Raw genomic sequence first — 20,116 nt, forward strand, 5'->3', positions numbered from 1 at the left:
GTGATCGCGCTGTGTAGTAAGCCCTGGCATCCTCCCTTGTCCGCACCTCTCCGTCCAGGGTGGAAGGCACGCGGCCCGGCCGGTGGAGGCGACGTCCCGGCGTCCGGTCCTGCGTTCGGGCCGCCCCGGTCATCCCCCGATCGGGGCGGCCCTCGTCGACTGGGAGGAGATCGGCCATGCTCGGGTTCATCCGAAGCGGGAAGCCGGCGGGCGCGCCCGCTCAGCCGTCCGTGCCGGACGCTCGTCGCCAAGATCTGCGCAACATCAGGGTTGTTGGTGTCTCCCGCGTGACGGAGGCAGCAACATCGGCGAAGTTGCTCGGATCTTGGCGAGGGCTCGACGCCGGCGGGCCGTGCCGGAGCGGGGAGCGCTGAGGTGAGCCGGCGGCACCTGCCGATGCGCCCGCTCTGGCGGTGTCGCGGCTGCGGCGCGCTCTGGCCGTGCCAGCCGGCGCGGCTGACGCTGCTCGCCGAGTACCGGCACGACCGCGTGGCGCTGCTGATCTACCTGGGTGCCCTGATGACGGAGGCGGGTGATCAACTCGCCCAGCTCGGTGGCCGACCCAGCGACCTGCACGAGCGCTTCGTGGGCTGGGCGCGCGGTCGGGGCGGCACAATGTTTCACGTGAATCAAGAACCGGGTGCCGAGATCCATTCCACCGACCCGTTCGCGGTGCCGAGCGGGCAGCGGTCGCCGGTCCGCCGACTGCGCGGCCGCCTCGCCGCACCGGTGACGCTCTGGACGGCGCCCGGCCCGGCCGGACTGACGGTGTCGTCCACGCTTGTCGCCGAGGGGGAGCCGGACCGGCTGCTCGGGCTGATCGACGCGGAGTCCGACCTCTGGGCGGCGGCGGAGGAGGCGGGGCGGTTCGCGGTCACGCCGCTCGGCCCGCCGCACCGGCAGCTCGCGGACCGGTTCGCCGGCCTCTTCCCCGCTCCGGGCGGGCTGTTCGCCAGCGGTGCGTGGATCGACACGCCGTACGGGCCGGTGCCGGGGGACGCCGGCGGCTGGGCCGGATGCCGGCTGGACAACGCCCGGGAGTACGGCTGGGGCCTGCTGGTGGAGGCCACCATCGAGACGGTCGAGCTGACCGGGGAGGCGTCTCCGCTGCTGCACTACCGCGGTCGGTATCACGAGCTGCCGGCCTGAACGGACGCTCAACCCGATCGACCGGTCACCGTGGTGATCTGAGTCACTTGGCGCACGCAATCAACCGCTCGGCGCACTCGTCTACCGGCGTCGATCTCAGCCTTCCCTGTCGGGGAGCGCGCTCTTTACGGTGCGCGAAACTCCTCTGACGCCTGTGAAGGTGGTGATCCACAGATGTCCACGGACACACCCGCTCCGGCCGCTTCCCAGTCGGACAAGTACCTGGCCGTACAACGGTCGGACGAGTTCGCCGGGCTGCGGCGTGCGCTGCGCGGCTTCGTCTTCCCGATGACCGTCGCTTTCTTCCTGTGGTATGCGCTCTACGTCATTCTCTCCGCGTACGCCCGGGACTTCATGGGCACGAAGCTGTTCGGCAGCAACATCAACGTCGCGCTGGTCTTCGGCCTGCTCCAGTTCGTCTCCACGTTCCTGATCGCCTGGCTCTACTCCCGGTACGCGGACCGGAAGATCGACCCCATCGCGGACCGGATCCGCGCCGAGATCGGGGAGGTGACCCGTGAAGACGGTTCACGCGGTTGAGACGTTCCTCGCGGCCGAGGCGGGCAACCACACCGCCCGCAACCTGACCATCACGCTCTTCCTGGTCTTCGTCGCGGTGACCCTGGGCATCACCATCTGGGCCAGCCGGCAGACCAAGACGGCGACCGACTTCTACGCCGGCGGCCGGTCCTTCTCCGGCTTCCAGAACGGCATGGCGATCGGCGGCGACTACATGTCGGCCGCCTCGTTCCTCGGCATCGCCGGCATCATCGCGCTCTACGGCTACGACGGCTTCCTCTACTCGATCGGCTTCCTGGTCGCCTGGCTGGTGGCCCTGCTGCTGGTCGCGGAGCTGCTGCGGAACTCGGGCCGGTACACGATGGCGGACGTGCTGGCCTTCCGGATGCGTCAGCGTCCGGTGCGGACGGCGGCGGCGGTCTCCACCATCACGGTGTCGATCTTCTACCTGCTCGCGCAGATGGTGGGCGCCGGCGCGCTTGTCGCGTTGCTGCTCGGCATCAAGCCGGGGACGACCTTCCTCGGCATGGACGCGTCCACTGCGAAGATCGCCACCATCATCATGGTCGGTGCGCTGATGATCATCTACGTCACCGTGGGCGGCATGAAGGGCACCACCTACGTGCAGATCGTCAAGGCGTTCCTGCTCATGGGCGGCGCGCTGTTGATGACCATCCTGGTGCTGGCGAAGTTCAACTTCAACCTGTCGGCACTGCTGGGCCAGGCGGCCGAGGCCTCCGGCAAGGGCGGCGCGTTCCTCGAACCCGGGTTGCGGTACGGCGTCGAGGTCGCCGGCAACTCGACACAGACCTTCTACAACAAGGTGGATCTGCTGTCCCTGGGTATCGCCCTGGTGCTCGGCACCGCCGGTCTGCCGCACATCCTGATCCGCTTCTACACGGTGCCGACCGCGAAGGCGGCCCGCAAGAGCGTGCTCTGGGCGATCGGCATCATCGGCACCTTCTACCTGCTCACCCTCGCCCTCGGCTTCGGTGCGGCGGCGCTGGTGGGCAGCCAGGCGATCACGGCGCAGGACAAGGCGGGCAACACCGCCGCGCCGCAGTTGGCCGAAGCGCTCGGCATCGACTTCTTCGGCGGCGAACTGGGAGGTGCGGCCCTGCTGGCGATCATCGCGGCGGTCGCCTTCGCCACCATTCTCGCGGTGGTCGCCGGGTTGACGCTGGCCTCGTCGTCCAGCCTGGCGCACGACTTCTACGCGAACGTGCTGAAGAAGGGTGAGACGTCGGAGCGGCAGGAGGTGCGGGTCGCCCGGATCTCCGCCCTGGTGATCGGCGCGATCTCCATCCTCCTGTCGATCTACGCGCAGAACCTCAACGTGGCGTTCCTGGTGGCGTTGGCCTTCGCGGTCGCCGCCTCGGGCAACCTGCCGGCGATCCTCTACAGCCTCTTCTGGCGGCGGTTCAACACCTCCGGCGCGGTGTGGGCGATCTACGGCGGTCTGCTCTCGGCAGTCCTGCTGGTGTTCTTCTCACCGGTGGTCTCCGGCGCGGCGACCTCGATGTTCCCGGATCACGACTGGCAGTGGTTCCCACTGTCCAACCCGGGCATCCTCTCCATCCCGTTCGGTTTCCTGTGCGGGTGGATCGGCACGGTCATCTCCAAGGAGCACGACGAGGACAAGTACGCGGAGCTGGAGGTGCGCGCCCTCACCGGCGCAGGCGCCCACTGATCCACGCACCGAGAGGTCCCCTGTTGACGCCACGCGTCGGCAGGGGGCCTCTCGCCGTAATCGGGGGTCGGTAGGCTGACCAGCATGAAGGTTGCTGAGCGCTTCGGTTCCGGTCATCGCGTTCTCGTCACCGGCGGTGCCGGTTTCGTCCCATCGCACCTGGTGGATGCCCTCATCGCCCGTGGGTGCACGGTGGTGGCGCTGGACAACTTCGTGACCGGCTCCAAGGAGAACGTCGCTCACCTGCTGGACCGGCCGGCCTTCACGCTCGTCGAGGCGGACATCTCCGAGGGTCTGCCGACCCACCACCCGGCGCTGGCCGAGCGGTTCGACGCGATCCTGCACATGGCCTCGCCGGCCAGCCCCACCGACTTCGCCCTGCTGCCGGTGGAGATCCTCCGCGTCGGCTCGGTGGGCACCCTGCACCTGCTGGAGCGCGCGGTCGCCGACGGCGCCCGGTTCCTGATGGCCTCCACCTCCGAGGCGTACGGGGACCCGAAGGAGCACCCGCAGCGCGAGACCTACTGGGGCAACGTCAACCCGATCGGCGTCCGCAGCGTCTACGACGAGGCGAAGCGCTTCTCCGAGGCCGCGACGATGGCGTACCACCGCTACCGCGGGCTCGACGGGGCCATCGTCCGGATCTTCAACACGTACGGCCCCCGGATGCGCCCGGACGACGGCCGCGCCATCCCCACCTTCATCTCCCAGGCGCTGCGCGGCGAGCCGATCACCGTGCACGGCACCGGCAACCAGACCCGGTCCATCTGCTTCGTCGAGGACCTGGTGCGGGGCATCCTGCTGCTGCTCGACTCGACCGAGACCGGCCCGGTCAACTGCGGCACCGAGCACGAGATGTCCATGCGGCAACTCGCCGAGTTGATCGTGTCACTCTCCGACAGCACTTCGTCGGTGACCTACGTCACGCGCAGCTCGGACGACCCGGAGATGCGTCGGCCCGATCTCACGCTCGCCCGCGAGCTGCTCGGCTACGAGCCGACGGTGGCGCCCGAAGATGGCCTGCGACGCACGATCGCGTACTTCCGGGAGCGGCTGGGATAACCAGATCGTCGACGCCACCTGTCTCTGAGTGTCGGCTGAAGGCGGCGGTGGCTTGCGCTACGTACCCTGAGTGACATGTCTGCGACCTCGTCAGCCGGCGTCCCGCACCCGCACCTGCACCGCAGCGCCGGGCGCGCGTCGGTCCCCGGCCCCGACCGGGGCGCCTCCGGGCGCGCCCGTCCGACCGAGGCGCGCTTCTACCCGCCGTACGACGAGGAGCAGCCCAAGCCCGGCGGCCCGGTGGGGCCACGGGGACCCGGCGGGCCGGGCGGCCCCGGCGGTTCGGGGCGGCGTGGGCCGCGCCCCCGGTGGGGTCGGATCGCCCTCGTGTCCGGGGTCGCGGTGCTGGTGCTGGCGCTGCTCGGCAGCGTGGGCGCCTGGTTGTACGCCCGCAACCTCGACAACGACCTGGCCCGCACCGACCCGTTCGCGGAGATCACCGGCGGCCGTCCGGCCAAGACGGTGGATGGCGCGCTGAACATCCTGCTGGTCGGCAGCGACTCACGGGACCCGGACGCGCCGGTCGACAGCAAGAGCCAGTGGCGCGCCGACACGGTCATCGTGATGCACATCCCGGCCGACCACCAGGAGGCGTACCTGGTCTCCATCCCGCGTGACCTCTACGTGCCGATTCCGGAGAGCGCCGGTGCGGCCTGCGACTCCGGGCAGCGCGCGAAGATCAACGCCGCGTTCGCGTTCGGCGGGCTGCCGCTGGCGGTTCGCACCGTGGAGTGCTTCACCGACGTCCGGATCGACCACGTGATGGCGATCGACTTCGGCGGGTTCAAGGAGGTCACCGACGCCCTGGGCGGGGTGGACCTGAAGGTGGAGCGGACCATCACCTCGATCCACAAGCCGTACCGGACGTTCACCAAGGGCACCAACCACATGGACGGCGCGGAGGCGCTGGACTGGATCCGCCAGCGCAAGCAGTTCCCGGACGGGGACTTCGCCCGGATGCGGCACCAGCAGGAGTTCCTCCGCGCGCTGATGGACAAGGCGGCGAGCACCGGCACGCTGGCGAACCCGGGGAAGCTCAACAACTTCCTCAAGTCGGTGACCGCGGCCGTAACCGTCGACCAGGATTTCTCGGTTACTGATATGGCGTTGCAGTTCCGCAACCTGCGCGGCCAGAACCTCACCTTCGTGACCAGCCCGAACTCTGGCAGCGACACGATCAACGGCGAGTCGGTGGTGGTCTCGGACCGGGAGAAGGCGCTCGCGATGTACCGGGCCATGACCGCGGACACCATGGCGGACTGGGTCAAGGCCAACCCGCCGAAGGGCAGGGACGGCGGCTGACCGCACCCGGTCGGCCGGTGGTACGCCGGGCCGACCGTCACCCGCCGATCGGGTCATCGAGGCGCGCCGATCGACCTGATTCGTGTGAATCGGCGTCGGGATTGACCCAGGATGAACTCGCCAAGACGATTTGATGTACGTACAGTGGTGCCGCCCCCTCCTGATCACGAGCTGGAGCACGCATGCCGGTTCAGGCCAGTCGCCGCCCTCCTACCCCCGGGTCCGCCGCCCCCAGCGGCCGTGTCTCTGCGGCCATACCGGCGCAGACACTCCCCTCACGTGGTGGGCCGGGCGGTCGCCCGCCCGGCGGCGGCGACGGTGGCCGGGTGGGTGGCGGAGGGTCGGCGAGGAAGCGGACCAAGCGCAAGGACCCGCTGTGGGCCCGGTTGACCGTGGTGTTCGGGGCGGTGCTGATGCTCAGCAGCGGCGTGGGCATCGTCGGCGGCAAGGTGCTGATCGGCCAGGCCACCGGCGACATCGCGCAACGCAACCTGCTCGGTGACGCGAGCAAGTCCGACGCCGAGGGCGGGGCCAGCCTGGACGGCCCGATCGACATGCTGCTGCTCGGTGTGGACGCCCGGGAGCGCTGGGCCGCCGACAACGTCCGCTCGGACAGCATCATCATCCTGCACATCCCGGCCACGCACGACCAGGCGTACCTGATCTCCATCCCGCGGGACACCGAGGCGCAGATTCCGGCGTTCCCGAAGAGTCGTTACGCCGGCGGCACCGAGAAGATCAATGCCGCGTTCGAGGCCGGCGCCCGCAACGGCGGCGGCTGGGAGGGCGGTGCCCAGTTGATGGCCCAGACGATCAAGGGTCTCACCGGCATCAGCTTCGACGGTGCGGCGATCATCAACTTCGGCGGCTTCAAGAACGTCATCGACACCCTCGGCACCGTGCGGATCTGCGTGAGCCACGAGGTCAAGTCGAAGCACATGTCGATCGTCGACGGTAAGCCGATGTGGAACGCCGACGCCAAGAAGACCGGTAAGCCCCGCACCGCCGTGGTGCACAAGAAGGGCTGCCAGCAGATGGAGGGCTGGGCGGCGCTGGACTACTCCCGGCAGCGCTACGGGTTGCCCGGTGGCGACTACGACCGGCAGCAGAACCAGCAGCAACTGATCAAGGCGATGGCGAAGAAGGCCACCGATGGCGGGATGTTGACCAACCCGACCAAGCTCCAGCAGCTGATCAAGGCGGCCGGCAAGGCGTTCGTGCTGGACACCGGTGGCGCGTCGATCGAGAACTTCATCTTCACCATGCGCGGGGTGACCGCCAACGAGCTGACCATGCTCAAGACCAACAACGGCACCTACAACGGCTCCGGCAACGGCACCGAGGCGTTGAACGACGTGACGAAGGAAATGTTCCGGGCGGTCAAGCAGGACAAGCTCGCCGAGTTCGTCTTCAACCACCCCGAGGTGATCTCCACCCGCAAGTGAGGACGCTGGCCCGAAGTCCCGGAAAGCCGGCGACCACCCGGTCACCGCCCGTAGCCTGACGTGAGCAGGTTTCACGTATCGGCTGCGGGGAGGCGGTCACGTCCAGGTGGGGACGGAACGTGGCGGGCCGGGCCGGAGCGGCCCCGCCCAGCCGAGGACGCCGCGCCCGCGGGTCGCGGATCATGCTGGGCATCGGCCTGGCCCTCGTCCTGCTGGCCGGACTCGCCGTGGTCGGGCTCAAGACGCTCACCAACCGGTACGACCGCACGGTGACCAAGGAACAGTTGCTCGACCCCGACGCCCGCACCGACCGCACCGACCTGGACGGGCCGCTCAACTATCTCCTGGTCGGCTCCGACCGCCGCCCCGGCGGCAGCGGACCGGACCAACGCTCCGACACCATCCTCATCGTGCACGTGCCGGCCGGCCAACGGGAGGCGTACCTGGTCTCCGTCCCGCGTGACCTGCTGGTCGCCATCCCGCCCGCGAACGGCTTCGGTGGTGGTCAAGACAAGATCAATGCGGCGTACGAGCACGGCGGTGGCGGGCAGGCCGGCGCCCAACTGCTCTCCGCCACCCTCAACCGGCTCACCGGAATCCGGTTCGACGGTGCCGCGCTCATCGACTTCTCCGGCTTCCGGAAGGTCATCGACCTCCTCGGCGGGGTGCAGATGTGCGTGGACACCGAGGTCCGGTCCATCCACACCAACCGTGTCTTCCCCGTGGGCTGCCAACAGATGGACGGAGCGCAGGCCCTGGACTACGTCCGGCAGCGCTACGACCTGCCCGGGGGCGACTACGACCGGCAGCACCACCAGCAGCAACTGCTCCGCGCGATGCTGGACAGCGCCGGCAGGGCCGATCTGCGGAGCAACCCGGTCAAGTTGGACCAGGTGCTCCGGGCGGTGGGCGGCTCGTTGACCGTCGACACGAACGGCGTACCCCTGGCGGACCTGCTCCTCGCGCTCCGCGCGCTGCCGCCCGACGGGATGCGCGGCGTCCAGGTGCCGTCGTCCCCACAAACCATCGACGAGGTCTCGTACGTGGTGCTGGACAACGGGGGCAACGGGCTGTTCGAGGCGGTTCGAGGCCGCCAGATGCCGTCCTGGGCACAGGCCAACCCGCGCTGGGTGACCCGGTTGTGACGGTGCCGACGGCCAGGTCGGTGCGGAACCGGTCGACGAGGATCTAGTGTTGCTTCCTGTGTTCGGACCCCAGGTTCCCACCGTGCCCGTGACCGAGATCGCCGACGACACCTACCTGCTGGACGTGCGGGAGGCCGACGAATGGGCGGCCGGCCATGCGCCCACCGCCCACCACCTGCCGATGATGGAGCTGCCGGCCCGACTGGCCGAGGTGCCCACCGACCGGGAGGTGGCGGTCATCTGCCGCTCCGGGGGGCGTTCCGCCCAGGTCGTCGCCTACCTGGCCAACAACGGCTGGGAGCAGGTGCGCAACGCCGACGGCGGAATGCGCCAGTGGGCTGCCGTCGGCCGCCCGGTGGTCGACGCGAACGGGCAGCCCGGCCAGGTCATCTGAGGCGGCCGCGATGGGTGGTCCACTTGTCTTCGCGCACCGCGGCGCCTCGTACGACCTGCCCGAGCACACCCTCGCCGCGTACCTGCGGGCTCTCGACGAGGGTGCCGACGGCCTGGAGTGCGACGTCCGGCTGACCCGGGACGGGCACCTGGTCTGCGTGCACGACCGACGGCTCGACCGCACCAGCAACGGTCGCGGTCTGGTCAGCGCGCGTACCCTCGCCGAACTGGAGGCGCTGGACTTCGGCTCGTGGCATCCGGGCAGCGCGCCGGACGGGGACGTACCGTCGGACGACTCGCACACCCGGCTGCTGACCCTGACCCGGCTGCTGGACGCGGTGCTCGCCGCCGGGCGGCCGGTCCGGTTGCTGGTGGAGACGAAGCACCCGTCCCGCTACGGCTCGAACGTGGAACGGCGACTGATCACCCTGCTGCGCCGGTACGGACTGGCCGACCCGGCACCGGACGACCCGGTGCAGGTCACCGTCATGTCGTTCTCCCCGCTGGCGGTCCGCCGGGTGCACGAACTCGCTCCGAAGCTGCCCACCGTGCTGCTGCTCGAGGTGTTGCCCCGCTGGCCGCGGTTGGGTCGGCTGCCGTTCGGCACCCGGATCGCGGGGCCGGGCATCGGCCTGGTCCGGGCCCGCCCGCAGCTGCTGCCGGCACTGCGCACGGCCGGCAACCAGGTGTACGTCTGGACGGTCAATGAGCCGACCGACCTCGAGTTGGTGCTGGCGGCCGGCGCGGACGGGATCATCACCGACCGGCCGGGGTACGCCCTCGCCCGGCTGAACCGCTGACCTGGCAGAGGTGCCAAATCCCGGTCGGCGGGGCAGACTCGGCACATGCCGGAGCGTATCGATTTCCCCGCTCTCCTCACCGGTCACACAGTCATCATCGAGATGATCAACTCCGGGGAGGCGGGCCTTCCGGTCCTCACCCAACTGCTCCGGGTGGCCCAGCCGGCCCTCGGTGCGACCGGGATGGCCTTCGTCGAGTTCGGTCCGACAGGTGGGCGGGTGATCGCCGCGACCGGCGCGGCGGCCTGGGCGCTCGGCCGTCCGCTGGCGGTCGACGACCCGGACACGGTCTGCCTGCTCAACGGGCCACGGATACGCAACGTGCTGGTGGACCACCTCAACGGCAAGTTGGCCGGGGAACTGGCCGGCAGTGACCTGCGCTGGATGGTGGTCTCGCGGGCCGAGATCGGCGGCCACACCGTCGGCAGCCTGCACGCGCTCTACCTCGGCGACGACGAGCCGGACGCCGAGCGGCAGGGGGTGGTCGCCTACCTCGCGTCCTGCGTCGCCCACATGTACGGCGACCAGAGCGGCCTGCCGGTGCACGGTGACGGGCCGGTGGTGGCGGCCCTCGCCGACGGGCTGGCCGTGGTCGACCGGGACGGGCACGTCCGACTCTGGAACCCGGCCGCCGCCCAGGTCACCGGGCGTCCGGTCGAGCAGGCGCTGAGCCGTCCACTGCCGTTTCCGCTGCCGCCCTCCGGTCAGGTCCGGGACCACCGGATGCCGGACGGCCGCTGGCTGCGGATCACCTCCGGCGAGTTGCCCGGTCCCGGCGCGCTGCGGGTGGTCACCTTCCGCGACATCACCGACCAGCAGCGCCGCGACCATGACCGGGAGCTGTTCGTCGCGGTGACCAGCCACGAACTCCGTACGCCGGTCACCGTGATCAAGGGGTACGCGGACACCCTCACCGACCACTGGGACTCGCTGACCGAGGTCGACCGGCGGCAGGCGGCCCGGGTGATCGGGCAACGCGCCAACGAGCTGGCCCGGTTGGTCGACCGTCTCCTCAGCTCGGCGGCCGAGGCCGGGCCGGGTGACGATCCGCCCACCCCGTTCGACCTCGGCGAAGCACTGCGCTCCACCGTCCTCGACCTGCCGACGGACCTGCGTCGCCGGTTGGTGCTCCGCCTCCCGGCCGACCTGCCCAAGGCGCTCGGCCACCGACCCAGCCTGGCCACCGTGCTGACCGAGCTGACGACCAACGCCGGCAAGTACTCCCCACCGGAGTCGCCGATCGAGATCGCCGCCGCGGTGGACGGTCAACTGGTGGCGTTCCGGGTCAGTGACCGGGGCATCGGCATCCGACCGGAGCATGTGGAACGGGCGTTCGACAGGTTCTGGCAGGGCGAGTCCGGCGACCGGCGCGGCTACCCGGGGGCCGGGCTCGGCCTCTATCTCGTCCGCCGGATCGTTGAACAACAGAATGGATGGGTATCCCTACGTCCGAGGACCGACGGCGGTACGGTCGCAGAGGTGCGGCTACCGCGCGGTTGACCCAGGTGGCGCGACGTGGAGGCGACGGTGGCAGCGGCAGCGGCAGCGGCGAGGGATCAGGCGTGGTGCGTGGTGGTTCCCCACCACCCGGCCGGGGCACGGCTGGCCCGGCACCGGCTGGCCGGTGAGCTGGCGGGCGTCGTACCCCCGATGCTCCTCGCGGACCTGATCGCGGTGCTCGCGGAACTGGTGGGCAACGCGGTGCGGCACGCCAGGCCACTGCCCGGCGGAGTGGTCCGCGTGGCCTGGCGGTTGCGGCCCTCGACCCAGGGTCCACTGATCCAGCTCGGAGTCACCGACGGCGGCGCGAGCACCGCGCCACGGATCCGGATGGCCAGCGCGGACGCGGCGGACGGCCGGGGGCTGCACATCGTGGCCGGTCTGGCCACCCGCTGGGGTGTCGAGCAGGACGGCATGGGCCAGCGCGTCTGGGCGGAGTTCGCGCCGTCGCCGGCACCCCGATCCGACCTGGTGCCGGCGGGCTGAGCCGGGCTCGGGCGGGTCCGGCCCACGGTGGGCCGGCCGGGGCTCTAGGCTGTGACGCCGTGAGCAAGCGTCGAAAGAGCCAGCGCACCACCACCGACACCGCCCCCCGCCGCGACAAGGTACGCGACGTCTTCGTGCCGCGTCCGTTCGACGGGCTCGTCGACGAGGCCGAATGGATCGCGCTGCGCGAGTTGGTGCCCGCCGCCTCCGCGCCGCTGCGGCTGGCACCCGCCCTGGTCGAGGAGTTCGGCGACCGGTCGGCGACGCTCGCCACGGTGCTGCCGATGGCCGCTCCGGCGATCACCAAGCCGGACGGTCGGGTGCTCATCGGCCTCCAACGCCACCAGCAGTCCGGTGACGTCTCCCGGGACCTGGCCGAGGCACTGCTCTGCGCGCTGCGGACCGAACCGGGCGGCCAGGTGGCCGTGCCGCCACTGCCCGGCCCCGGACCCCGTCTGCAGGACATCCTCGTGGACGGGCCACTGGACATCACCATGCACGAGGGCTTCGAGTTCTGGCTCGACCCCGGCGCCGCCGACGACCCGACCGTCCAGGCGTCACTGGAACGGGCGAACGCGGCCATCTACCCGACGGTGCGGCTGACCGCGGCGAAGGCCGCGTACTGGTGTCAGGTCCCGGAGAAGGCACACGTGCGTTGGGTGCTGCCGGACGACGAGGATGCCGCCCTGGACGCTCTGGCCCGCCTCGGTGCGGCCGGCTCGTTGACGCTCGGCGAGCAGACCAAGTTCGCCGGCATGTTCCGCGCGCACGGTCGGCTGGTGCCGGTCTGGGACCTGCCGGAGGCCACTCCGGCGGCCGACTGGGAGGAGCCGGTGGCGCAGTTCGCCAAGCGGTACGCCGAGGCGCTGACCGCCACCGACCCGCTCGACGCCGCCGGCCGGCGCTCCCGCCAGGGTCTGCTCGGCCGGCAGCTCACCCTGCGCTGAGCCGCGTTGGGGCGCCTTCTCCCGGAGACGGCGCCCGAACTCACAACGGGTCGCGGGTGATCGGGCAGGACATGCAGCGCGGCCCGCCCCGGCCGGAGCCCAACTCGGAGCCGGCGATCGGGATCACCTCGATGCCGGCGCGCTCCAACTGGGCGTTGGTCTCGGTGTTGCGCTCGTAACCGACGCAGAGCCGGGGCGCCAACGCGAGGGTGTTGTTGCCGTCGTCCCACTGTTCGCGTTCCGCGGTCACCGGGTCCAGCCCGGTGTCGATGACCCGCAGCAGGTCGAGGTCCATCGCGTCGGCGGCCGCCCGCAGGAAGGGCGCGGGACCGTCCACCCGCGGGTCCTCGCCGTCCGCGCCGGCGATCACCGTGTACGCGGACAGCGTGCTCGCGATGTTGGGATACATCAGTACGGCGTCCACGTCGACCATCGTGCAGACCGTGTCGAGGTGCATGGTGGCGCGCTTCTGGGCGATCGGCACCACCAGCATGGTGTGCGCCAGGCCGGCGGCGAAGACCTGCCGGCCGAGTCGTTCGGCACCGGCCGGTGTGGTCCGCTCACCCACCCCGACCGCCAGCACCCCGGGCGCGAGCAGCAGCACGTCCCCGCCCTCCAGGTGCTCCAGGTTCGGGCGGTAGACGAACTCGGTGCCGGCGAAACGTGGGTGGTGGCGGTAGATGGCGTCGGTCAGGGTGGTCTCGCGGCTGCGGGCCGGCATGGCCAGGCTGGTGACACCGACCCGGTCGCCGATCCACAGCGACGAGTCGCGGGTGAACAACAGGTTGGGCAACGGGTCGATGACGAAGTCGTGCCGGTCCATCAGTGTGTAGACCAGCCCGCCCGGCCGCTCCGAGCTGATCCGCAGCTCCTCGTGGGCCAGCCCGGCGGTGAGCACGTCGGCCAGGGCGGCCGGGTCGAGGTAGGCGAGGTGGTCGGCGACGCGGGCCCGCAGGGTGTCGCCGAGCCGCCGGGAGCGCAGCACCTGCTCGGTGAGCTCGGCCCGAGCGTCCGCGACGGCAAGCGTCTCGGTCAGCAGGGTGGCCAGGTAGAGCACCTCGACTCCACGGTCGCGCAGGGCGGCGGCGAACGCGTCGTGCTCCTCCTGTGCTCGTCCGACCCAGGGGATCGCGTCGAACAGGAGCGAGTCGTTGTTGCGTGGGGTGAGCCGGGCCAGTTCGGGGCCGGGCCGGTGCAGCAGTACAGTGCCGAGCCGGCCGACTTCACTGTCGACGTAGTGGGTCACTCCCGCAGCGTAGGGCAGGGTTTGGCGGCATCCGAGAAAAGAACTGTGGATGAATATGGCATTCATCCGTAGTCACTCCGGCGTTCCGGCTTGCCGAACACCGGTAGTGGCAACGTAGGGTAGTGAGGACATAACTTCGAGGGACCTTTTGCCGGAGGTCGCGATGACTGTCTTTCCCGCACGACGAGCCGTACCGTCCGCTCGGGCACTGCCGCCCGTCGCGGTGCCACACCCCCGCGTCGAGTCGCCCGGGGTTCTCGAACCGGTCCGTCCGACACCGCTCGAATGGGCGCGCCGCCGTCGTGCCGAGCGGGGTGCGCGCCGCCTGGAGGCGGCCGGAGCGCGGGCACTGGGTCAACTCGACCACCTCGGGCCTGCCTGGCACGTCATCGAGTGGCCGCGCACCGACGTCACCGACGTCCTCGACCGCGGTCAGGACGAGCGCGCCGGGTTCCTCGCCATCGGGCCGAGCGGCCTGTTCGCCGTGACCATCGCCGACCACGGCCGGGCCAGGGTGCTCGTCGCCGGGGACGTCGTGCAGATCAACGGCAAGCGCCCGCCGTACGTGGCCGAGTCCCGCCGGGACGCCAAGCGGGCCAGTAAGGCTCTCTCCGACGCGGTGGGGCTGCCCGTCCCGGTCACGCCGGTGCTGACCTTCGTCGGCTCCGGCGTGATCAGTGTCTACGGCCTTCCGAAGGACTGTCTGATGGCCACCCACCGAGAGCTGGACCGGCTCCTCGTGGCCGGTGGCAGCCGGATCAGCCCGGCCACCGCCGAAAAGCTTTCCCGGGTCGCACAGCACCCCGGCACCTGGCTGAACGGCACGTACCGTCCACCAGCCGACTACCGGTGGTACGACGAGGGCCGAACGGCCGCTGACAAGCCGGCCCGCCGCCGGTAACGTCACCGACGACGCCACGCGGCTCCGGCCCCCCTTCGACCTCACCGGTTTCCGCGCCGTCACCGACCGCCCCGGTTCACGCTGCGCGGCTCGGTGACCCGGTGCGCTCGGTGATTCCGTCGGCGACCCGCTAGCGTGGACAGTCGATCGGTGCACATAGGAGGCGCGGTGGCCCACGTCGAACTTTCGCTCTCAGAAGCGTTCGTGCCGGCGGCGCGGGCCTTGACAGAGCCGGAGTCCGGCAACGTCGGCCAGTGGTCCTCGACGGTCTCCCGGGCCGACGAGCCGTGCCTGCTGATCGACGCCAACACCCTGGTGGTGGCGATCTCCACCGCCGGCTGCGAGCTGCTCTGCCTGGGCGAGCCGGGGGGCCTGATCGGGCGACCGCTGCTCGACGGCGGGCTACGCCTTCTCGACTTCACCGCCAACCGGGGCGAGCTGACCGAGGCCGAGATCGACAAGATCCCGCCCCTGCTGGCGCTCTCCTCCGGTCGACTCGCCCGCGGATTACTCCGGGTGCAGGCCGCCTCGGCGAACAGCTCCGACGCGACAGTCGACGCGATCTCCACCCCGGTGCTCACCGACGGTGCCGTGGCCGGCTCGCTCACCTTCTTCTCCGAGGTCTGACCAGCGACAAAGCCGCACACGGCGTTGCTGGCTCAGCCGTGCGCGAGTAGGCCGTAAGGTGCCCTCATGCTCGATATCGCCGTGCTGCCAGGGGAATACGCTGTGTGCCGGCTGACCGCCGGCACCGCCCTGCCGTACGCGTTGTCGAGCGGGCTGAGCGGCACCGACGTGGTGACGGTGAGCTGGACCTCCGACGGGATCTCGGTGATCTGCCCAGCAGATCGGGTGCCGGCGCAAGCCGTGGTGGAAACCGTCTGGCGCTGCCTGCGGGTCACCGCCCCGGTGCAGTTGGCAAGCACCGGCAGCCTGGCCGCGCTCGTCGACCCGCTCGCCGAGGCACGGGTCAGCGTGCTCACCTTCTCCACCTTCGACACCGACTATCTGCTGGTGCCGACCGTCCGGCTGACCGAGGGCACGGCCGCCCTCCAGCGCGCCGGGCACCGCGTCACCGGCTGACCTTCACCCGATCAGTCGCTGACCCTACGATGAGGCTCGGCCACCCCGGCCGCGACGAATTCTCCGATGTCCCGAGGATCGGCCCGTGCCGTTCGCCCCGCCCCGCCCCTCGTCTCCCCCACCACGGGCGACGCCCCACCTCCCACCGGCGCCTCGCGACCGGGCGTCCGTTCACGCCCCCGCGCGGCCCACGGTCCAGGTCCGACCGGTCGCGCTCGCGGTGCTCGCCGTCGCGGTGCTCGCCGGCTGTGGCGCCCCACCCGAGTTGTCCGAACCGACGGCCGCGCCCACCCGCACCGCAGCCCCGACGGCATCCGGCCCGAGCACCCCACCCACCACCCCGCCGGCCAGCGCGCCGCCACCCGGCACGGTCACGCCCACTCCGGACGCCGGTCTGGTCGCGACGGCCTGCCGGAACGGCCCGACCGGTCAGCGGGTGGTGCAACTGCTGCGGGGCCGGGCCGGAGTGCTCCCGGCCAACGTCCGGGTCCAGGTCCGTACCGGGCCGCTCTGCGCCGGCGAGTGGCAGTACACCGTCCTGGAGGTGACCGGGCACGAGGAACTCCAGGTGGTCACCCGCGGCCAGGCCACCGCGCCGACCCTCGTCACCGCCGGCACCGACGTCTGCACCATCGAGGTACGCGCCACCGGCCCGGCCGGAATCCGAGCGCTCGCCTGCGACGCCGGTCCAGCCGTGCGGCCGAGTGCGTAGGCTGACCGACATGCCGGGAACACCGCCGACACGCTTCGTCTACCTCGGGCCGGAGGGCACCTTCGCCGAGCAGGCCCTGCGCACACTTCCCGCCGCCGAGCGCGGCACCCGTACTCCTGCCCGCAGCGTCGGGGAGGCGCTGGACAGCGTCCGGACCGGCGACGCCGACGCGGCGCTGGTGCCGCTGGAAAACTCGATCGGCGGCGCGGTGGGCGTCACCCTGGACGAGATGGCCGAGGGCGAGCCGTTGGTGATCACCCGAGAGGTGATCCTGCCGGTGGAGTTCGTGCTCGGTGCGCGGCCCGACACTCCGCTGACCTCGATCCGCACCGTGGCGGCCCATCCGCAGGCCTCCACCCAGTGCCGGGGCTGGCTGCGCGATCATCTGCCGGACGCCGTGGTGGTCGACGTGCTCTCCAACGGTGCCGCCGCGGCGGGCGCCGGTGCCGGCGAGTACGACGCGGCCATCTGCGCGCCGATCGGGGCGGCCCGGCACCGGCTCGCGACACTCGCCGACAAGATCGCCGATCACCCGGACGCGGTGACCCGGTTCGCGCTGGTGTCCCGTCCCGGGCCACCCCCCCCGTCGACCGGCGACGACCTCACCTCGCTCGCGGTCTACATCGCCCACGACCGGGTCGGCGCGCTGCTGTCCGTGCTGATGGAGTTGGCCGTCCGGGGCATCAACCTGACCCGGATCGAGTCCCGCCCCACCGGGGAGGCGCTGGGCCGGTACGTCTTCTTCCTGGACTGCACCGGGCACGTGGCCGACGTACGACTGGGCGAGGCGTTGCAGGGGCTGCGCCGGGTCTGCGCGGACGTGCGCTTCCTGGGCTCGTACCCCCGGCACCGGTGGGCCGAGGCAGCGGGCGATCGGCCGGTGCCCGCGCCGGCGGGCCTCACCGACTTCGACTACGTCGACGCGGCGGCCTGGCTGGCCCGACTGCGCACGGGCGAGCTGACCTGACCGGTGCGGGCGTCCTCCACCTGGGGGGCCGCCCGCACCGAAGTGGTCAGCTCAGCAGGTGGTCAGCTCAGCAGACCACCGAGCAGGCCGCCCTCCTGCTGCTGCTGGCCGCTGCCCATGATCGGCGGCTCCTCGGACGGCTGCACCACCACGAAGCCCTGGCCGGCGAAGCTCATCGTGAACGACTCGCCGGTGCGTCGGCCCAGCAGCGTGCCGAGGCCCAACTGCTCGGCACGGTGGTAGCCGGTCTGGAGGCTTGCCGACCAGCAGACCGCTGCCTGCGGGTCGACGTACGTGGGGGCGTCCACGTTGAGCACGACCGGGGTGCCCTTGGTGGTGATGGCGATCCGTCCGTGGCCGCTGAACACACAGTTGAACAGCCCGGACGACGAGGCCATCCCGGCGCCGCCGACCATCCTGATGTCGTACTGGAGGGTCGAGTCGAAGGCGAGCACGCTGGAGCCGTTGATGGAGAGGGCGTCGCCCGGCTCCAGGTCGATGATGTGCACGTCCTTGGCGAGTTCGGCGAGGAAGACGTCACCGTGGCCGGAGACCTTCATCAGAGGGACGCCCTCGCCGGTGAGCTTCTGCTTGAGGAACTTGCCGAGCCCGCCCGAGCCCAGCGCCTGGAACTGCACATTGCCCTGGTAGGCGACCATCGACCCGACCCGGGCCATCGCCTCGCCGTTGAGTTCGATCTTCAACATCTTGGAGTTCTGCAGCCGCATGCCGGGCTGCGCGGACTCCTTCTCCAGGTTCTCGGCGGAGAACAGCTCACTGCGCATGAAAGGGTGCCTCCTGACAGGGTTGCGTTCGCTGCACCGAAGGTAGGCGACCAGGGCAACCACGGGCCATCGGCCAAGCGGCGACCGCGCCGCCGCCGGTGGGCTCAGCCCCAGCCGAGCGCGTGCAGCCGTTCGTCATCGATGCCGAAGTGGTGGGCGATCTCGTGCACGACGGTCACCGCGACCTCGTCGACGACGTCGTCGTCGTTGTCGCAGATCCGCAGGATCGGGCGCCGGTAGATGAAGATCCGGTCCGGCAACACCCCCGAGTAGTCCCAGCCGCGGCTGGTGAGGGCGTGGCCCTCGTAGAGGCCGAGCAGGTCCGCCTCGCCCTGCGGCGGGTCGTCCTCGACGAGGATGACCACGTTGCTCATCAGGCCGAGCAGTTCCTCGGGCACCTCGTCGAGGGCGTCGCCAACCAGCTCCTCGAAGCGCTCACGGGTCATCTCCACCGGCACGCCACCCATTCTGCCCGATGCCGGACCCGGCGGGTCCCTCGTGACGTGCCGTTGGCCGGCTCCGCAGGCTCACGGAGAGAGCAGACCGCCCAGGGATGGGCGGATGCTCTGTCCGTGAACGAGCGGTCGTGGGTCGACCGGGCTGTTTGTGGGTCGACCGCTCAGGAGGCCAGGCGCGCGCTGAGGGTGATCTCGGCACCCGGCGAGAGCAGGCGGGAGATCGGGCAGTTGGCCTTGGCGGCCTCGGCGAGCTTCTGGAACTCCGCGTCGTCGATGCCCGGGACCTGACCGACGGTCTCCAGGTCGATCCGGGTAACGGTCATGCCGGCGTCGGTCTTGTCCAGGTGGACCTTGGCGGTGGTCTCGACCGACGTGGCCGTCGAGCCGGCGTCGGCGAGCGCCTTCGAGAACGCCATCGAGAAGCAGCCGGCGTGCGCGGCGGCGATCAGCTCCTCGGGGTTGGTGCCCTCGCCCTCCTCGAAGCGCGACTTGAAGGAGTAGTTGCCGGACAGGCCGCCCTTACCGGTGCGGACGGTGCCGGCACCCTCGGTGAGATTGCCCTGCCATTGTGCTGAAGCGGTACGGATAGGCATGAGGAGAACGCTAGCGGAAAGGTGACCGCCGAGCGACCGACCGGCACGGACGCCTACCGTGCGATCCCGGTCACCACGGGCTGGCTGTGTCATGATGCGACCAGGTCCGTGACCGGCGGAAGGATGGCCGATGCCCGACGAGCTTCCGATCCCGCGGCAGGGCGACCGGTCCGACGGGCCGGCCGTGATCGAGTGGGGTGCCGTCGACCCGGCTCCACGACGCCGCTTCGGCCTGTCCCTGGGCGGCCTCGCGCAGGACCCTCGCCTGCCTCTGCTGCTCGCCGGTCTGGGCGCGGTGGCCGGGGTCGCCTCGCTTGTGGGCGAATGGCTGGTGATGAGCCTGCCGAACAGCGGACCGGACGGTGAGAGCACGATCGAGGTGCCGGTCGGCGTTTCCGAGGTCGGTGGCTTCGGCGTCGGCTACCTGGTCGGGCTCCTCGGTCTCCTCTGCACCGTGGCGCTGGCCCTGCGGGGCACGGCGGCCGTGCGGCCGAACGCCCGGCTCGCCGGCCTCACCCTCGCCGGTGCCCTGCTGGCGCTGCTGGTCGCCGCCGCGACCACCCTCGACAACCCCGCTCAGCGCAGTTTCTTCTACTCGCCGCAGGATGGATTCCGAGCCGAGTACGGCCGCGGTGTGGTGATGGCGATCGCCGCGTGCGTGCTGTTCGCGGTTGCCCTGCGGCTGTCGCCCGCCGCATCCCCTGGCGCGTTCGCCGGGCCACCGGACGAGGACCGGCCCGCCGACGCGCCAGCATCGCGACCCTGGCGCCGCCGCCGCAACCCCGACCCGGTCGAGTACGGCCCACCCGCCCCAGCCGACCTGACCGTCACCCCCGCCGCCCCCTTCGCCCATCCCGACGCCCAGCCCTGACCCCAGCCCTCAGCGGGGGGCGGGGGACGGTTGTTCGCGTTCGATTCGCCTGGAAGCCAGAG

22 protein-coding genes are annotated in these 20,116 nt (G+C 71.0%); 18 read left to right on the plus strand and 4 right to left on the minus strand.

Translation table 11 applies throughout. The annotated features are described in order from the left end of the window. The first annotated feature begins 396 nt into the window (after positions 1-396). The 12 genes from AB0A90_RS06620 (at position 397) to AB0A90_RS06675 (ending at position 12,438) form a co-directional block, all read left to right on the plus strand. The gene (locus tag AB0A90_RS06620) at positions 397-1,149 is read left to right on the plus strand and encodes a flavin reductase family protein (protein WP_357244036.1); all 753 of its coding nucleotides are present in this window, start codon (positions 397-399) and stop codon (positions 1,147-1,149) included. A 174-nt stretch (positions 1,150-1,323) separates the two neighbouring features. Next, entirely contained in the window at positions 1,324-1,689 is a 366-nt protein-coding gene (locus tag AB0A90_RS06625) for a DUF485 domain-containing protein (RefSeq protein ID WP_088950720.1), read from the plus strand. Then, a complete protein-coding gene (locus AB0A90_RS06630) occupies positions 1,667-3,358 on the plus strand; it encodes a cation acetate symporter (protein ID WP_357242765.1) in 1,692 nt (563 codons plus the stop codon). The genes AB0A90_RS06625 and AB0A90_RS06630 overlap by 23 nt, the downstream gene beginning before the upstream one ends. A gap of 84 nt (positions 3,359-3,442) precedes the next feature. Further along, complete coding sequence (locus AB0A90_RS06635; protein ID WP_357242768.1) at positions 3,443-4,420, plus strand: NAD-dependent epimerase/dehydratase family protein; 978 nt, start codon at positions 3,443-3,445, stop codon at positions 4,418-4,420. Positions 4,421-4,495: 75 nt separating this feature from the next. Then, positions 4,496-5,722, plus strand: coding sequence for an LCP family protein (locus AB0A90_RS06640; RefSeq protein ID WP_357242771.1), 1,227 nt, complete (start codon positions 4,496-4,498; stop codon positions 5,720-5,722). Positions 5,723-6,048: 326 nt separating this feature from the next. Continuing rightward, positions 6,049-7,167, plus strand: a complete 1,119-nt coding sequence (locus AB0A90_RS06645; protein ID WP_357242774.1) for an LCP family protein — start codon at positions 6,049-6,051, stop codon at positions 7,165-7,167. A 182-nt stretch (positions 7,168-7,349) separates the two neighbouring features. Next, on the plus strand, positions 7,350-8,312 hold the full coding sequence (locus AB0A90_RS06650; protein WP_357242777.1) for an LCP family protein: 963 nt from the start codon (positions 7,350-7,352) through the stop codon (positions 8,310-8,312). 58 nt (positions 8,313-8,370) lie between these two features. Next, on the plus strand, positions 8,371-8,706 hold the full coding sequence (locus AB0A90_RS06655; RefSeq protein ID WP_357242780.1) for a rhodanese-like domain-containing protein: 336 nt from the start codon (positions 8,371-8,373) through the stop codon (positions 8,704-8,706). A 10-nt stretch (positions 8,707-8,716) separates the two neighbouring features. Beyond that, positions 8,717-9,505, plus strand: a complete 789-nt coding sequence (locus AB0A90_RS06660) for a glycerophosphodiester phosphodiesterase family protein (RefSeq protein WP_357242783.1) — start codon at positions 8,717-8,719, stop codon at positions 9,503-9,505. 45 nt (positions 9,506-9,550) lie between these two features. Beyond that, positions 9,551-11,005: a PAS domain-containing sensor histidine kinase gene (locus AB0A90_RS06665; protein ID WP_357242786.1), complete on the plus strand. Its 1,455-nt coding sequence runs from the start codon at positions 9,551-9,553 to the stop codon at positions 11,003-11,005. Between the two features lie 69 nt (positions 11,006-11,074). Continuing rightward, positions 11,075-11,491, plus strand: a complete 417-nt coding sequence (locus AB0A90_RS06670) for an ATP-binding protein (RefSeq protein ID WP_357244039.1) — start codon at positions 11,075-11,077, stop codon at positions 11,489-11,491. Positions 11,492-11,550: 59 nt separating this feature from the next. Further along, the gene (locus AB0A90_RS06675) at positions 11,551-12,438 is read left to right on the plus strand and encodes a DUF5926 family protein (RefSeq protein ID WP_357242789.1); all 888 of its coding nucleotides are present in this window, start codon (positions 11,551-11,553) and stop codon (positions 12,436-12,438) included. A 40-nt stretch (positions 12,439-12,478) separates the two neighbouring features. On the opposite strand, the gene AB0A90_RS06680 is transcribed toward AB0A90_RS06675, so the two are convergent. Beyond that, positions 12,479-13,684 carry an arginine deiminase gene (locus AB0A90_RS06680; protein ID WP_357242792.1) on the minus strand — a complete coding sequence of 402 codons (1,206 nt, stop codon included), beginning with the start codon at positions 13,682-13,684 and terminating at the stop codon, positions 12,479-12,481. 163 nt (positions 13,685-13,847) lie between these two features. Here AB0A90_RS06680 and AB0A90_RS06685 point away from each other — a divergent pair, with 163 nt between their 5' ends. From AB0A90_RS06685 to pheA, 5 genes are all read left to right on the plus strand, one after another. Continuing rightward, the gene (locus AB0A90_RS06685) at positions 13,848-14,585 is read left to right on the plus strand and encodes a hypothetical protein (RefSeq protein ID WP_357242795.1); all 738 of its coding nucleotides are present in this window, start codon (positions 13,848-13,850) and stop codon (positions 14,583-14,585) included. Between the two features lie 168 nt (positions 14,586-14,753). Then, complete coding sequence (locus AB0A90_RS06690; RefSeq protein WP_357242797.1) at positions 14,754-15,212, plus strand: hypothetical protein; 459 nt, start codon at positions 14,754-14,756, stop codon at positions 15,210-15,212. A 66-nt stretch (positions 15,213-15,278) separates the two neighbouring features. Beyond that, positions 15,279-15,668: an ACT domain-containing protein gene (locus AB0A90_RS06695; protein WP_357242800.1), complete on the plus strand. Its 390-nt coding sequence runs from the start codon at positions 15,279-15,281 to the stop codon at positions 15,666-15,668. A gap of 220 nt (positions 15,669-15,888) precedes the next feature. Then, on the plus strand, positions 15,889-16,380 hold the full coding sequence (locus AB0A90_RS06700) for a hypothetical protein (protein ID WP_357244042.1): 492 nt from the start codon (positions 15,889-15,891) through the stop codon (positions 16,378-16,380). A gap of 10 nt (positions 16,381-16,390) precedes the next feature. Further along, positions 16,391-17,347 (plus strand): prephenate dehydratase, encoded by a 957-nt coding sequence (gene pheA, locus AB0A90_RS06705; protein ID WP_357242803.1) that lies wholly within the window; start codon positions 16,391-16,393, stop codon positions 17,345-17,347. Positions 17,348-17,409: 62 nt separating this feature from the next. Here the strand turns inward: pheA and AB0A90_RS06710 are convergent, their stop codons facing one another. The 3 genes from AB0A90_RS06710 to AB0A90_RS06720 form a co-directional block, all read right to left on the minus strand. Further along, positions 17,410-18,132, minus strand: coding sequence for an AIM24 family protein (locus AB0A90_RS06710; protein WP_357242806.1), 723 nt, complete (start codon positions 18,130-18,132; stop codon positions 17,410-17,412). 104 nt (positions 18,133-18,236) lie between these two features. Continuing rightward, a complete protein-coding gene (locus tag AB0A90_RS06715; protein ID WP_357244045.1) occupies positions 18,237-18,584 on the minus strand; it encodes a metallopeptidase family protein in 348 nt (115 codons plus the stop codon). Between the two features lie 167 nt (positions 18,585-18,751). After that, entirely contained in the window at positions 18,752-19,183 is a 432-nt protein-coding gene (locus tag AB0A90_RS06720; protein ID WP_110564777.1) for an OsmC family protein, read from the minus strand. 130 nt (positions 19,184-19,313) lie between these two features. On the opposite strand from AB0A90_RS06720, the gene AB0A90_RS06725 reads away from it, so the two are divergent. Next, entirely contained in the window at positions 19,314-20,054 is a 741-nt protein-coding gene (locus AB0A90_RS06725; protein ID WP_357242810.1) for a hypothetical protein, read from the plus strand. Positions 20,055-20,116: the final 62 nt, after the last annotated feature.

The sequence above is a fragment of the Micromonospora sp. NPDC049204 genome, assembly GCF_040647935.1.
In the GTDB taxonomy this organism is placed as follows: Bacteria; Actinomycetota; Actinomycetes; order Mycobacteriales; family Micromonosporaceae; genus Micromonospora.

What these genes read in the sequence shown, in the direction of transcription:
- AB0A90_RS06685 (WP_357242795.1), top strand. Translation starts at nt 13,848, where the DNA reads ATGACTGTCTTTCCCGCACGACGAGCCGTACCGTCCGCTCGGGCACTG.
- AB0A90_RS06640 (WP_357242771.1), top strand. Translation starts at nt 4,496, where the DNA reads ATGTCTGCGACCTCGTCAGCCGGCGTCCCGCACCCGCACCTGCACCGC.
- AB0A90_RS06725 (WP_357242810.1), top strand. Translation starts at nt 19,314, where the DNA reads ATGCCCGACGAGCTTCCGATCCCGCGGCAGGGCGACCGGTCCGACGGG.
- AB0A90_RS06635 (WP_357242768.1), top strand. Translation starts at nt 3,443, where the DNA reads ATGAAGGTTGCTGAGCGCTTCGGTTCCGGTCATCGCGTTCTCGTCACC.
- AB0A90_RS06710 (WP_357242806.1), bottom strand. Translation starts at nt 18,132, where the DNA reads ATGCGCAGTGAGCTGTTCTCCGCCGAGAACCTGGAGAAGGAGTCCGCG.
- AB0A90_RS06625 (WP_088950720.1), top strand. Translation starts at nt 1,324, where the DNA reads ATGTCCACGGACACACCCGCTCCGGCCGCTTCCCAGTCGGACAAGTAC.
- pheA (WP_357242803.1), top strand. Translation starts at nt 16,391, where the DNA reads ATGCCGGGAACACCGCCGACACGCTTCGTCTACCTCGGGCCGGAGGGC.
- AB0A90_RS06665 (WP_357242786.1), top strand. Translation starts at nt 9,551, where the DNA reads ATGCCGGAGCGTATCGATTTCCCCGCTCTCCTCACCGGTCACACAGTC.
- AB0A90_RS06695 (WP_357242800.1), top strand. Translation starts at nt 15,279, where the DNA reads ATGCTCGATATCGCCGTGCTGCCAGGGGAATACGCTGTGTGCCGGCTG.
- AB0A90_RS06620 (WP_357244036.1), top strand. Translation starts at nt 397, where the DNA reads ATGCGCCCGCTCTGGCGGTGTCGCGGCTGCGGCGCGCTCTGGCCGTGC.
- AB0A90_RS06720 (WP_110564777.1), bottom strand. Translation starts at nt 19,183, where the DNA reads ATGCCTATCCGTACCGCTTCAGCACAATGGCAGGGCAATCTCACCGAG.
- AB0A90_RS06660 (WP_357242783.1), top strand. Translation starts at nt 8,717, where the DNA reads ATGGGTGGTCCACTTGTCTTCGCGCACCGCGGCGCCTCGTACGACCTG.
- AB0A90_RS06650 (WP_357242777.1), top strand. Translation starts at nt 7,350, where the DNA reads ATGCTGGGCATCGGCCTGGCCCTCGTCCTGCTGGCCGGACTCGCCGTG.